This window comes from Kribbella jejuensis (genome assembly GCF_006715085.1).
Classification (GTDB): Bacteria; Actinomycetota; Actinomycetes; order Propionibacteriales; family Kribbellaceae; genus Kribbella; species Kribbella jejuensis.
On sequence record NZ_VFMM01000001.1, the window covers coordinates 1,460,508 to 1,472,916 of the forward strand.

12 protein-coding genes are annotated in these 12,409 nt (G+C 69.1%); 4 read left to right on the forward strand and 8 right to left on the reverse strand.

Translation table 11 applies throughout. From position 1 onward, the window contains the following. Positions 1 to 3 precede the first annotated feature (3 nt). The 5 genes from FB475_RS07060 to glgC are packed head-to-tail and all read right to left on the reverse strand — an operon-like array spanning position 4 to position 5,735. Entirely contained in the window at positions 4 to 432 is a 429-nt protein-coding gene (locus FB475_RS07060) for a RidA family protein (RefSeq protein WP_141853644.1), read from the reverse strand. After that, the gene (locus FB475_RS07065) at positions 429 to 1,931 is read right to left on the reverse strand and encodes a 2-hydroxymuconic semialdehyde dehydrogenase (RefSeq protein WP_141853646.1); all 1,503 of its coding nucleotides are present in this window, start codon (positions 1,929 to 1,931) and stop codon (positions 429 to 431) included. Before FB475_RS07065 ends, FB475_RS07060 begins: the two co-directional genes overlap by 4 nt. After that, positions 1,928 to 3,229 (reverse strand): FAD-dependent oxidoreductase, encoded by a 1,302-nt coding sequence (locus tag FB475_RS07070; protein WP_141853648.1) that lies wholly within the window; start codon positions 3,227 to 3,229, stop codon positions 1,928 to 1,930. Before FB475_RS07070 ends, FB475_RS07065 begins: the two co-directional genes overlap by 4 nt. Beyond that, entirely contained in the window at positions 3,226 to 4,461 is a 1,236-nt protein-coding gene (gene kynU / locus FB475_RS07075) for a kynureninase (protein ID WP_141853651.1), read from the reverse strand. Before kynU ends, FB475_RS07070 begins: the two co-directional genes overlap by 4 nt. Further along, positions 4,458 to 5,735, reverse strand: coding sequence for a glucose-1-phosphate adenylyltransferase (gene glgC / locus FB475_RS07080; RefSeq protein WP_141853653.1), 1,278 nt, complete (start codon positions 5,733 to 5,735; stop codon positions 4,458 to 4,460). Before glgC ends, kynU begins: the two co-directional genes overlap by 4 nt. Before the next feature lie 64 nt (positions 5,736 to 5,799). Here glgC and FB475_RS07085 point away from each other — a divergent pair, with 64 nt between their 5' ends. The 3 genes from FB475_RS07085 (at position 5,800) to FB475_RS07095 (ending at position 8,815) form a co-directional block, all read left to right on the forward strand. After that, the gene (locus tag FB475_RS07085) at positions 5,800 to 6,345 is read left to right on the forward strand and encodes a GNAT family N-acetyltransferase (RefSeq protein WP_141853655.1); all 546 of its coding nucleotides are present in this window, start codon (positions 5,800 to 5,802) and stop codon (positions 6,343 to 6,345) included. 19 nt (positions 6,346 to 6,364) lie between these two features. Further along, positions 6,365 to 7,522: a glycogen synthase gene (glgA, locus tag FB475_RS07090; protein WP_141853657.1), complete on the forward strand. Its 1,158-nt coding sequence runs from the start codon at positions 6,365 to 6,367 to the stop codon at positions 7,520 to 7,522. 63 nt (positions 7,523 to 7,585) lie between these two features. Next, positions 7,586 to 8,815 (forward strand): dienelactone hydrolase family protein, encoded by a 1,230-nt coding sequence (locus tag FB475_RS07095; RefSeq protein WP_141853659.1) that lies wholly within the window; start codon positions 7,586 to 7,588, stop codon positions 8,813 to 8,815. On the opposite strand, the gene FB475_RS07100 is transcribed toward FB475_RS07095, so the two are convergent. Further along, a complete protein-coding gene (locus FB475_RS07100; protein WP_141853660.1) occupies positions 8,787 to 9,623 on the reverse strand; it encodes a helix-turn-helix domain-containing protein in 837 nt (278 codons plus the stop codon). The genes FB475_RS07095 and FB475_RS07100 overlap by 29 nt on opposite strands. 102 nt (positions 9,624 to 9,725) lie before the next feature. On the opposite strand from FB475_RS07100, the gene FB475_RS07105 reads away from it, so the two are divergent. After that, entirely contained in the window at positions 9,726 to 10,577 is an 852-nt protein-coding gene (locus tag FB475_RS07105) for an oxidoreductase (RefSeq protein ID WP_141853662.1), read from the forward strand. A 4-nt stretch (positions 10,578 to 10,581) separates the two neighbouring features. On the opposite strand, the gene FB475_RS07110 is transcribed toward FB475_RS07105, so the two are convergent. Then, entirely contained in the window at positions 10,582 to 12,027 is a 1,446-nt protein-coding gene (locus FB475_RS07110) for a leucyl aminopeptidase family protein (protein WP_238332005.1), read from the reverse strand. Positions 12,028 to 12,209: 182 nt separating this feature from the next. Continuing rightward, positions 12,210 to 12,377 carry a DUF3117 domain-containing protein gene (locus FB475_RS07115; RefSeq protein WP_012923066.1) on the reverse strand — a complete coding sequence of 56 codons (168 nt, stop codon included), beginning with the start codon at positions 12,375 to 12,377 and terminating at the stop codon, positions 12,210 to 12,212. Positions 12,378 to 12,409: the final 32 nt, after the last annotated feature.

Below are 12,409 nucleotides of genomic sequence, written 5' to 3' on the forward strand. Positions count from 1 at the left end.
GTCCTACTCCTCCTTGCGCGGGCCGTATCCTTGTGGGACGGCCGCGATAGCGGATATCTCGATCAGCAGCTGGGGATGCGGCAGCTGATGCACCGCGACGGTGGTCCGGGCCGGCCCGGACTCGTCGAAGAATTCGCCGTACACCTCGTTGTACCCCCCGAAGTCGTTCATCGACACCAGGTACGCAGTCACACTCACCAGATCCTCGAGCCCCGCCCCCACCGCACCGAGGATGTCCCGGATGTTCTCGAGCACCGCCCGCGTCTGCACCCGAATGTCGAGCTCGACGGTACCCATCGCATCCACCGAAGCCCCCGCGATCGAGTTGTCCGCCCGCCGACTCGACGTCCCCGAAACAAACGCAAACCCACCCCGAACCTGCACATGCGGAAACCGCCCGCGCGGCACCGCTTTTCCAGGCACGAGGGTCATGAGAGCTCCACGCAGATGTTTGTGGTTTCGGTGTAGAAGTCGGTGGAGTGGCGGCCGCCTTCTCGGCCTATGCCGGAGAGTTTTACTCCGCCGAAGGGGGTGCGGAGGTCGCGGAGGAACCAGGTGTTGATCCAGCAGAGGCCTACGTCGAGGGCGGCGCCGGCTCGGTGGGCGCGGCCTACGTCTCGGGTCCAGACGGTTGCTGCCAGGCCGTAGTCGGAGTCGTTGGCGAGGGCGAACGCTTCTTCTTCGGTGTCGAACGGGGCGATGTGGCAGATCGGGCCGAAGATCTCTTCGCGGTTGGTACGGGCATCGGCGGGGAGACCGGTGACGACTGTCGGCTGGATGTAGTTGCCGCCGTCGCGGGCGTCCCCGAAGGTGGGTACGCCGCCGCCGGTGATGACGTCGGCGCCCTCAGCCCGGGCGAGATCGTAGTACGAGAGGACCTTGTCGCGGTGTTGTTCGGAGATCAGCGGCATGTTCGTGGTCGCCTCGTCGGCGGGCCAGCCGTACGTCAGCTCGGCCGCGCGCTGCGCCAACCGCGTGCAGAACTCGTCGAACACCGGTCGCTGCACGTACAGGCGTTCGGTGCAGAGGCAGACCTGACCTCCGTTGGTGAAGGTCGAGCGGATCGAGCCTTCGATCGCGTCGTCGAGGGAGGCGTCGGCGAAGACCAGGCCGGCGTTCTTGCCGCCGAGTTCGAAGGACACCGCCTTGACGCGGTCCGCGGCGACCTTCGCGATCGCCGTACCGGTGGCTGATTCGCCGGTGAAGGTGATCGCGTCGACGCCGGGGTGGCGGGTCAGGTACTCGCCCGCGGACGAGGGGCCGAAGCCGTGGACGAGGTTGAAGACGCCGTCGGGTACGCCGGCCTCCGCCATCACTTCGGCGAGCACGGTTGCCGAGGACGGGGTTTCCTCGGACGGTTTCACGACGACTGTGTTGCCACAGGCAAGCGCCGGTGCGACCTTCCAGGTGAGCAACAGCAGCGGGAGATTCCACGGTACGACGATCGCTACGACGCCGACGGGTTTCCGTACGGCGTAGTTGAGCGCGCGCCGCCCGTCCGGGAGCACGGTGGTGTACGACTCGGTTGGCACGGTCGTCGCGAAGTCGGCGAACGCGCGGAAGTTCGCCGCACCGCGCGGGATGTCGAGCGTCCGCGCCTGGCTGATCGACTTCCCGGTGTCGCCCACCTCCGCGGCCACCAGATCCTCGAACCGTCGCTCGAGCCCCTCCGCCACTCGCCGCAGTACGGCGGCCCGCTGCTGCTCGCTCATCCGTCCCCACGGGCCCTTCAAAGCCGCCCGAGCCGCCGCCACCGCCGCATCCACAGTCGCCTCGTCGGCCTCACACACGTCGAAGATCTGCTCCCCCGTCACCGGCGAAACCTTCACAAACCGCGCCGCACTCTCCACAAACTCGCCACCCACGAAGTGCCGCAACAACCCCACCGACGAGGGCTGCCCGGTCAGCAGCTCGGGCGACCAGAGTGTCATCGGCGTTTCCTCGTGCGCTTGAGGGTTATGAGGGCGCCGACAGCTGCCAGAGCCCCCGCGGCGAGCACCTGCTGTTGGCGGTGGACTCGGTGTTGGATTTGGGCGTAGGGGGTGGTGGTGAAGGAGACGAGTTCGTAGCGGGAGACGTATTTGCCCGGGAGTAAGCGTTCGAGGGTGTGCTCCAACTGTTTTTGGAGGCGGAAGACGGGGGAGGCTACCTTGTCTCGCATTTCGACGAAGTTGGCGAGGGCCATTTCGGCGATTGCTTCGGTGTTTTCGCGGCGGCGGGCTTCGAAGAGCGGGAGGGCGCGGGACCACGAGCCGCCGGTGTCGTCCAGGCAGCGGTCCAGCTCCACCACGTCTTCGAAGGCGCAGTTCGCGCCCTGGCCGTAGAACGGGACGATCGCGTGGGCCGCGTCACCCAGCAGAGCAGTGCGACCGTGGGCCTGCCACGGGAGAGTGTGGACGGTGCCGAGCACACCGACGGGATTGTTCAGGTAGTCGTCCACCAGATTGGGTGCCAGCGGCAACAGATCGGGATAGTTCTCCCGGAAGTGCGCCGAGATGCCGTCCGCCGTCGTCAGCGCGTCGAACGATCCGGCCGGCCAGAACAACGTACAGGTGAACGACCGATCAGGATTCGGCAGCGCGATCATCATCGACGTACCGCGCGGCCAGATGTGCAACGCGCCCGGATCCAGCGCGAACTCCCCCGCGACCGCAGGGATCGACAGCTCCTTGTACCCGTAGTCCAGAAACTCGACGTTCTCCGCAACGATGCCCTCGGCAAGCATCTGCTCACGTACGGCGGACCCCGCACCGTCGGCGCCCAGCACCACATCGGCCGACGCCGACACCTTCCCGGCCGGCGTCGCGAACACCAGCTGCCCCGCCGCGGAATCCAGCTCGACGAGGCGATGCTCGAACGACACCGTCACACCAGGAGCAGCCGTTGCCGCTGACAACAAGGCGTTGTTCAGCGCGCCTCGGCTGATCGAGTTGATCGCCCGGTCCCCGGACGCCGAGTACGCCTGGAAGTCCAGCTCGCCCGCGATCGGGTGGATCATCCGCCCCTTCATCGGCAGTGCGTCCGCCATCACCTGATCGACCAGACCGATCCGCCGCAGCGCGTCCAGCCCGCGTTCGGAGATCGCCAGGTTGATCGACCGCCCGCGCTCCACCTCGGCCACCCGCGGGTCGGCGCGCCGCTCGTACAGCGTCACCGACAACCCACGCCGCGCGAGGAAACAGGCGAGCAGCGACCCGGTCAGCCCGGCGCCGACGATCGCGACCTTCATCCCATCACCTCGGTCAGGGCAGCAGCGGCCCGCCAGCAGTCGTGGTACGTCGAGTACAACGGCACCGGCGCGAGCCGCAGTACGTCGGGCTCCCGCGCGTCCGCGATCACGCCGTACCCGAACCGCAGCCGCCGCGACAACTCACCCGCGCCACCCGGCACCCGCACCGACAACTGCGCACCCCGCCGGGCCGGATCACGCGGCGTGATCACGTCGAAGCCATCGAGCAACCCGTCCAGGAATGCGGTCAACCGCAGACTCCGTTCCCGCAGTGCGCCGATACCGATCTTGTCGAACAGCTCCAGCGACGTCCGCACCGGGCTCATCGAGAAGATCGGCGGATTGGACACCTGCCACGCGTCCGCGGTCGCGGGCGGCCGCGACTCCGGCGTCATCTCGAACCGCGTCGACGCCTCCGTACTCCACCAGCCCTCGAACCGCGGCAGCTCCCCACCCAGATGCCGCTCGTGCACGAACGCACCGGCGAGCGCCCCCGGCCCGGAGTTCAGGTACTTGTACGAGCACCACGCCGCGAAGTCCACCTCCCACTCGTGCAGCGCCAACGGCACGTTCCCGGCCGCGTGCGCGAGATCCCACCCGACCACCGCACCGGCCGCATGCCCGGCCTTCGTGATCGTGGGGATGTCCATCAACTCGCCGGTCAGGTAGTTCACGCCGCCGAGCAGGACCAGCGCCACGTCCGCGCCGAGCTGCTCGACGACATCCGCCGTCCGCAGACAGTCCTCCCCCGGTCGCTGCCGCAACCGGATCACCGCGTCGTCCGGGTCGTACCCGTGGAACCGGACCTGCGACCGGACGGCGTAACTGTCCGACGGGAACGCCGCGTCCTCGATCACGATCCGGTGCCGCGACCGTGTCGGACGGTAGAACGACACCATCAGCAGGTGCAGGTTGACGGTCAGCGAGTTCATCACGACCGTCTCGCTCGGCAGCGCGCCGACCAGCCGCGCCGCGGGACCGGTCAGCAGTTCGTGGTACGGCAGCCACGGCCGCGCAGCGTCCAGGTGCCCCTCGACGCCGAGCGCGGCCCACGCGTCCAGGTCCTCGAGCAACTCGGTCCGGGTCGCCTTCGGGCGCAGCCCGAGCGAGTTCCCGGCGAAGTACGCGACCTCGGGGTACTCACCACCCTGCGCCGGCGGTACGTCGAACAGCTCCCGATGCCCCGGGTCGGCCGCATCGAGCTCCAGCGCACCCGCCTCGGACAGCGTCACGCCTCAGCAACCTCCGAGTCGGCCGGAGCGGTAGCGGCCGGGGCCACGGCTGACGGGATCACCTGCCCCTTGCCGAGCACCGTGACGCCACCCTTGGAGACCGTGAACCCGCGCTGCCGGTCGAAGTCCGGGTCGACGCCGATCTCGGTACCGTCCGGGACCACGATGTTCTTGTCCAGGATCACGTTCTTCAGCACGACGTCACGGCCGATCTTGCAGTTGTCCATGATCACCGAGCGCTCGATGGTCGCGCCCGAGCTGACCACCACGTTGGAGCCGAGCACCGAGTGGTCGACGCAGGCACCGGACACGATCGAGCCCTGACAGACGATCGACTCGCCGACGGTCGCGTTGTCGGTGAACTTCGCGCCGGGCAGCTGCGGGTGCGAGGTGAAGATCGGCCAGTCGTTGTTGTAGAGGTTGAAGACCGGCTGGATCGACACCAGGTCCATGTGTGCCTCGTGGTAGGAGTCCAGCGAACCGACGTCGCGCCAGTACGAGCGGTCCCGGTCGAGCGCGCCCGGTACGTCGTTCTCCTGGAAGTCGTAGACGCCGGCCTTGCCCTCGGCAACGAGCATCGGGACGATGTCGCCGCCCATGTCGTGCCGCGACGCCGGGTTGGCGGCGTCCTTGCGCAGCGCCTCGACCAGCACGTCGCGGGTGAAGACGTAGTTGCCCATCGACGCGAACGTCTCGTCCGGCGAGTCCGGCAGCCCGGGCGGGTCGGCCGGCTTCTCCAGGAACTCCTCGATCACGTGCCCGTCCGCGCCGGTCTTGATCACGCCGAACTCGGTCGCCTCGACCCGCGGTACCCGGATGCCGGCCACGGTCACCCCGTTGCCGCGCTCGATGTGCGCGGCGACCATCTGGGACGCGTCCATCCGGTACACGTGGTCGGCGCCGAAGACCACGATGTACTCCGGGTCCGCGTCGTTGATCAGGTTCATCGACTGGTAGATCGCGTCCGCGCTGCCTTGATACCACTGCGGGCCGAGCCGCTGCTGCGCCGGGACACAGGTCACGTAGTTGCCGAGGAAGGTCGACATCCGCCAGGTCAGCGTGACGTGCCGGTCGAGCGAGTGCGACTTGTACTGGGTCAGTACGCAGAGATTTCGATAGCCCGCGTTGACCAAATTCGACAGCACGAAGTCGATGAGGCGGTAACTGCCGCCGAACGGCACGGCCGGTTTGGCCCGGTCCGCCGTCAGCGGCATCAGCCGCTTCCCCTCACCACCGGCCAGCACGATTCCGAGAACACTGGGCGCCTTTGCCATGTCGGCACCTTAACGCCGGGAGCTCACTTGCATAAGCGCTTGCTCGTGTCGCGACACTGGGAGGATGCCGATCCTCGTCGTTCCGACTGTTGCCGTTCACCGTTCGTTTCTCGCGGCCTGGGACGAGCTCGGTCCGGATCATGAGCGCTGGATGGGCGCGCGGTCGATCGTGGGTACCGAGGAGGAATGGACCCGCGACCAGGCCGCGGACCCGGCCGAGTTCGCCCGGCTGGTCGCCGCGATCCGGCTGGAGGCCGAGCCGGACACCGAATTGGCCGCCGGGCTCGTGCACCAGACCGTGCTGTGGTTCGTCGACGGGGTGGAATTCCTCGGCCGGCTCTCGATCCGGCACCACCTGACGCCCGCGCTCACCGAGGTCGGCGGCCACATCGGGTACTGCGTCCGCCCGTCCGCGCGCCGGAAGGGGTACGCGACCCAGATGCTCGCCCAGTCGCTCCCGATCGCCGCCGCCCTCGGCATCGACCCGGCGCTGGTCACCTGCGACGTGGACAACACCGGATCGCGCAAGGTGATCGAGGCAGCTGGTGGCGAACTGGAAGACGAACGACACGGAAAGCTGCGCTTCTGGGTGCCGACACACGTCGAGTAATGACCTAGGGTCGGAGCTTATGAAGGTCGCCATTCTGACGCGTGAGTTTCCTCCGGACGTGTACGGCGGGGCGGGGGTGCACGTGGACTTCCTGGTCCGTGAGCTGCGCCGGCTGATCGACGTGGACGTGCACTGCATGGGCGAGCCGCGCCAGGGCGCGACCGCGCACTCCGAGGACGACCCGCGGATCCCGAACGCGAACGCCGCGCTGCGCATCCTGTCGACCGACCTGACCATGACCGCGACGGTCGGCGACGCGGACCTCGTGCACTCGCACACCTGGTACGCGAACATGGCCGGCCACTGGGCGAAGCTGCTGTACGACGTACCGCATGTGGTCACCGCCCACTCCCTGGAACCGCGGCGCCCGTGGAAGGCCGAGCAGCTCGGCGGCGGGTACCGGCTGTCCAGCTGGGCGGAGCGGACCGCGTACGAGGCAGCGGACGCGGTCGTCGCGGTCAGTCGCGGGATGCGGGACGACGTACTCGACTGCTACCCGTCGATCGACCCGGCGCGGGTGCACGTGATCTCGAACGGGATCGATGCCGACTTCTACCACCCGGACCCGTCGACGCAGGTGCTCGAGCGGCTCGGCGTCGACCTGAACCGGCCGTACGTGACGTTCGTCGGCCGCATCACCCGGCAGAAGGGCGTCCCGCACCTGCTCCGCGCGGGCCTGCGGCTGGATCCGTCGGTGCAGCTCGTGCTGCTCGCCGGCGCCGCCGACACGGTCGAGCTGAAGGCGGAGACCGACGCGCTGATCGAGGACCTGCGGATGGCGCGTGACGGTGTGTTCGTGGTTTCGGAGATGCTGCCGCGCGAGGACGTCCGCCAGGTCCTCACACACGCGCTGGCGTTCTGCTGCCCGTCGATCTACGAGCCGCTCGGCATCGTCAACCTGGAGGCGATGGCCTGCGAGACCGCGGTCGTCGCGAGCGCGGTCGGCGGCATCCCCGAGGTCGTGGACGACGGCGTCACCGGGATCCTCGTGCCGTACGACGAGAACGACACCGACACGTTCGAACGCGGCCTCGCCGACGGGATCAACGCCCTGGTCGACGACCCGGCGCGCGCCGAGGCGATGGGCAAAGCGGGCCGGGCGCGCGCGGTCTCCGAGTTCGGCTGGGACGCCGTCGCACAACGCACCGTCGAGCTGTACAACGCCCTCCGCGGGTAGGCAAAACCCCACCCGAACCAGGGACTTCACACCATTCAGCCGAGGGGTCGCGCGGCGGTTGGCTTGGCCCATGACTTCACGCCTGACCAAACCCATCGCCGCCACGCTCGCAACCGCCGCCCTGCTCGCCTACCCGACTGCAGCATTCTCGGCGGTCAACGAACCTTCCCATTCCACAGTCGTAGGCTGCGCGGGCAGCTCGTCTCGGCAACCCCGGTCGCCCACCTGACAGCCGCTCAGCTGGACGCGGCAGCAGCAGACTTTCCCGGCACCCCGAGGTCGGAGTACGGCGTCACGGCGTACCGGCTGATCTACCGCACCATCAACACCCACGGCCGACCGACGACGGCCAGCGGCATCGTCGTACTCCCCGGAGGCCGCCGTGGCGCACTGACCGTGGCGGAGTACCTGCACGGGACCAACGCCACCAAGGCGGCCGCGGCCTCGGTGGACGACACGTCGACGGATCGGCTGGTCACGGCCTTGTTCGCGGGGCAGGGGCTGGTCGGGGTCGCGCCGGACTACCTCGGGCTCGGGCTGGGGCCGGGTCCGCATCCGTACGTCGACACGAAGACCGAGACCTCCGCCTCCGCAGACCTCCTGCTGGCCGCCCACACGTTCGCCAAGCAGCACGGCGTGGCCTTCAAGCGGGACGTCCTGGTCACCGGGTTCTCGCAGGGCGGCCGAGCCTCGCTCGCATTCGGGCGTGCGCTCAGCCGCGGCGAGGTCGGACCGTTCCGGCTGGGTGCACTGCAGGCCGTCGCCGGCCCGTACGACCTGCTCGGCGAGGAACTGCCGGCTGCCTTCGACGGCCGGGTGATCCCGCCGACGGCGACGTACTACCTCGGCTACCTCGTCACGGCCTGGAACCGGACGGTCGGCCTGAACGACGACCCGCGCGAGGCGTTCCGAGCGCCGTACGCCTCCACCGTGGAGGGCTTGTACGACGGATCGCACACCGACGAGGAGATCGTCAAAGCCCTGCCGGACTCCCCTGACAAGCTGTTCACGCCGCAGTTCGCCGCGCTGCTGCAGCACCCGACCGGACGCCTCCTGAACGCGCTCCAGACCGCCGACCAGATCTGCCAGGACTGGACACCGCGTGTACCGGTCCATCTCTACAGCGGCACGAAGGACACCGACGTGACCGCAGCCAACGCCGACTCGTGCGCAGCCTCTCTCCGGCGTCGAGGCGCCGACGTCACGGTGCACTCGATGGGCGCGGTCGACCACACCGGGACCGCGTTCGCGGCGTACCCGAAGATCATTCAGGCCTTTGCTCAACACGCGTAGGACGCGGAGCGGCGATCAGACTGCCCAGCAGCGCGAGCGACTCCTCGTCGCGTGATCCGGGGACGGCGTGGAAGACGACCAGCGTGACGTTGTCGGTGGCGCCGATGGTCAGCTTGTCCGACCGCAGGTCGAGTTCCCCGACCTCCGGATGGGTGAGCCGGCTCAGGCGGCCACGCCGTGGCCGCACCTCGTGCCGCGCCCACAGTTGCCGGAACCGTTCGCTGCGAACGGACAGCTCTCCGACCAGCTCTTTCAGCCGGGGGTCGTCGACGTTCGGTCCGAGCTCGGATCGCAGTGCGGCGACCCCTTCCTCGGACAGGTCCTCCCAGTCCCGGCGCAGCTCGCGTTCGCGCGGATCGAGCAGCACGGCGGTCAGCAGGTTGACCCCGACCCGGTAGTTCGGTGAGAGCGCCTCGCAGAGCGGGTTGACCGCGAGGACGTCGGTGTACTTGTTCTGCACGTACGCCGGGTTGTTCGGCCACCCGTTCATCAGCTCGACGATGCTCTCCGGGGCCTGCTCCGCCTGCGACCTGCGCCGTACGGGCTGCGACAGACCGAGCAGGTAGTTCCGGGCGTCCGCGTCCAGCCGCAGTACGTCGGCCAGCGCGTCGAGGACCTGGGCCGACGGGTTCCGGTCGCGGCCCTGCTCGAGGCGGAGGTAGTACTCGGAGCTGATGCCGGCCAGCATCGCGACCTCTTCGCGGCGCAGGCCGGGCACCCGGCGCGGGCCGATGCTGCGGATGCCGACGTCCTCGGGCCGTACCTGCTCGCGCCTGGCCCGGAGGTAGTCGCCCAGCGCATTCTCCATGCCTCCACGGTAGACCGGGTACGCCGCAACAGCCTGTGCCCTGTCACTACCAGGAACGACGGGGTACTCCCTGTTCGGAGCGCGCCGACGAACAGTGGAGACATGACGAACACGACCATCACCCTCGCCGACGACCTCACCATCACCCGGATGGGGTACGGCGCGATGCAGCTGGCCGGCCCCGGCGTCTTCGGACCGCCGAAGGACCGTGACCAGGCGATCGCCGTACTGCGGGAGGCCGTCGAGCTGGGCATCACGCACATCGACACCAGCGACTTCTACGGCCCGACCGTGGTCAACGAACTCATCAAGGAGGCGCTGTACCCGTACCCGGCCGACCTGCACCTGGTCACGAAGGTCGGCGCCCGGCGCGGCCCCGAGGGCTCGTGGGACGCGGCGCTGGAACCCGACGACCTGAAGGCGCAGGTCCACGAGAACCTCGAACACCTCGGCCTGGACGTCCTCGACGTGGTCAACCTGCGGACCGCGGCCCGCGAGCAGCTCGACGACACCTCGATCGCCAGGTCCTTCACCGCGCTGGCCGAGCTCCAGCAGGAGGGCCTGATCCGGCACCTCGGCGTGAGCGCGGTGACGATGACGCAGGTCCGCGAGGCGCAGGCGATCGCGCCGATCGTCTCGATCCAGAACGAGTACAACCTGACCCGTCGCGACGACGACGCGCTCGTCGACTACGCGGCCGAGCACAACATCGCGTTCGCGTCGTTCTTCCCGCTCGGCGGCTTCAGCCCGCTGCAGTCGGAGACGTTGTCGAAGGTCGCCGCCCGGCTGGACGCCACGCCACACCAGGTAGCACTCGCCTGGCTCCTGCAGCGCTCCGCCACCAGCGTGGTCATCCCCGGTACGTCCTCGGTACAGCACCTGCGCGAGAACGTCGCCGCCCGCGACCTGGTCCTCCCTGCCGACGCGGTCGCGGAACTCGACGGCATCGGCTGACCCTTCAGCCGATGCCGGAAGTGGGGGTGCCGGAGGCCAGCCAGGTGCTGAGGAGACGGGCGCCGGCGCCGGTGGCGCCGGTCGAGTACTCGAAGTTGTCGGACGGGGACTCGGCGATCGACGAGAGGTCGAGGTGGGCCCACGGGATGTCGCCGGCGAACGCCTTCAGGAACAGGGCGGCGGTGATCGAGCCGGGGCCCTTCGAGCTGTTCACGGAGTCCGCGATCGGCGTCGAGATCAGGTCCTCGTACTCGGCCGGCAGCGGCATCCGCCACAGCTCCTCGCCGGACACCCGGCCCGCGTCGGCAAGGTTGTCCGCGAGCGCGTCGTCGGTGGCGAACAGACCGCCGTAGAGCATCGCGCCCAGCGAGACCTTGATCGCGCCGGTCAGCGTGGCGATGTCCACCAGGACGTCCGGCTTGAGTTCCTGTACGGCGTACGCGAGGCCGTCGGCGAGGACGAGCCGGCCCTCGGCGTCGGTGTTCTTCACTTCGGTGGTGCGGCCGCCGAAGTGCCGGATCACGTCGTCCGGGCGGTACGCCGAACCCGACGGCATGTTCTCGGCCGCGCAGATCAGCCCGGTCACGCGGACGTTTACGTCGAGGTCGCGAAGCGCCGACATGGTCGCGATCACCGAGCCGCCGCCGGTCATGTCGCGCTTCATCGACACCATGCCCTCGCGCGGCTTCAGCGACAGGCCGCCGGTGTCGTACGTGATGCCCTTGCCGACCAGCACGACGTACGGCGTGTTCTTGGTCGCGCCGGCCGGGGCGTAGTCGAGCCGGATGAACCGCGGCGGCCGAGTCGACCCGCTGCCGACCGCGAGGATGCCGCCGAACCCGTCGGCGGCGAGCTTCTTCTCGTCCCACACGGTCGCCACCAGGCCGCTCGCCGCGGCGACCTCGGTCGCGCGCGCGGCCAGCCAGGCCGGGTCCTTCTCGTTCGACGGGGTGATCGCGAACTGCCGGGCCAGCCAGCCGGTGCGCCCGATCACGATGCCGCGGTCGACCACGTCCTGCCGCGCGGCGTCGGACCCGTCGGTCAGCGTGACCGTGCCGACCGCGGGCAAGCCGCGGTCCACGGTCTTCTGCGTGTACGTGAACGAGCCGAGCACGACGCCCTCGGCGAACGCCTGGAGCGCCGCGTCATCGATGCCCTCGGCAACGACGGTGGTGAGCTCGGTCTTGCCGCGGCCGAAGCGCGCGATCGCCGCACCGGCGTGTCGCAGGTCCTTGGCGCTGCCGTCCCCGGCACCGACGAGCAGCACCTCGGTCACGTCGCCGGTGAGCAGCGGGTAGGCCGCGGTGGCGCCGGCGGCCGGCGTGAAGCCGGTCTCGCGCTGCACCTCGAGCAGCCGGCCGAGGTCGACCCCGAGCCGGTCGGTCGCCTCCTTCGCCGCGGCCGGCAACTCGTCGCCGACGACGACCACCCAGGTCGAGGACCCGTGCACGGGCAGACCGGGCTGCCAGGCAACGATCGGAAGAGTGGGGAAAGGAGACGAACTGCTGCGGCGAGCCACTAGGACGACCTCACTGTTTGATCAAATAGGGCAGTTTCGCGAACAGGCAAACCGTAACGACCCCGGCCGGTGCCGCGAACGGGCACCCACCGGGGTCGCAATGACTGCTGTGATCAGCCGACGACGGCCTTCAGTGCGTTGCCGAGCTCGGTCGCCTCGTCGGCGTTCAGCTCGACGACGAGCCGTCCGCCGCCCTCGAGCGGAACCCGCATCACGATCCCCCGGCCCTCCTTGGTGACCTCGAGCGGACCATCGCCCGTCCGCGGCTTCATCGCCGCCATGCGCGCACCCCTTTCCGGTGTCGGTGTTGAGC

Excerpts from the sequence above, each read along its gene's own strand:
- FB475_RS07060 (WP_141853644.1), bottom strand. The coding sequence starts at position 432 with ATGACCCTCGTGCCTGGAAAAGCGGTGCCGCGCGGGCGGTTTCCGCAT.
- FB475_RS07065 (WP_141853646.1), bottom strand. The coding sequence starts at position 1,931 with ATGACACTCTGGTCGCCCGAGCTGCTGACCGGGCAGCCCTCGTCGGTG.
- FB475_RS07070 (WP_141853648.1), bottom strand. The coding sequence starts at position 3,229 with ATGAAGGTCGCGATCGTCGGCGCCGGGCTGACCGGGTCGCTGCTCGCC.
- glgC (WP_141853653.1), bottom strand. The coding sequence starts at position 5,735 with ATGGCAAAGGCGCCCAGTGTTCTCGGAATCGTGCTGGCCGGTGGTGAG.
- FB475_RS07085 (WP_141853655.1), top strand. The coding sequence starts at position 5,800 with ATGCCGATCCTCGTCGTTCCGACTGTTGCCGTTCACCGTTCGTTTCTC.
- glgA (WP_141853657.1), top strand. The coding sequence starts at position 6,365 with ATGAAGGTCGCCATTCTGACGCGTGAGTTTCCTCCGGACGTGTACGGC.
- FB475_RS07100 (WP_141853660.1), bottom strand. The coding sequence starts at position 9,623 with ATGGAGAATGCGCTGGGCGACTACCTCCGGGCCAGGCGCGAGCAGGTA.
- FB475_RS07105 (WP_141853662.1), top strand. The coding sequence starts at position 9,726 with ATGACGAACACGACCATCACCCTCGCCGACGACCTCACCATCACCCGG.
- FB475_RS07115 (WP_012923066.1), bottom strand. The coding sequence starts at position 12,377 with ATGGCGGCGATGAAGCCGCGGACGGGCGATGGTCCGCTCGAGGTCACC.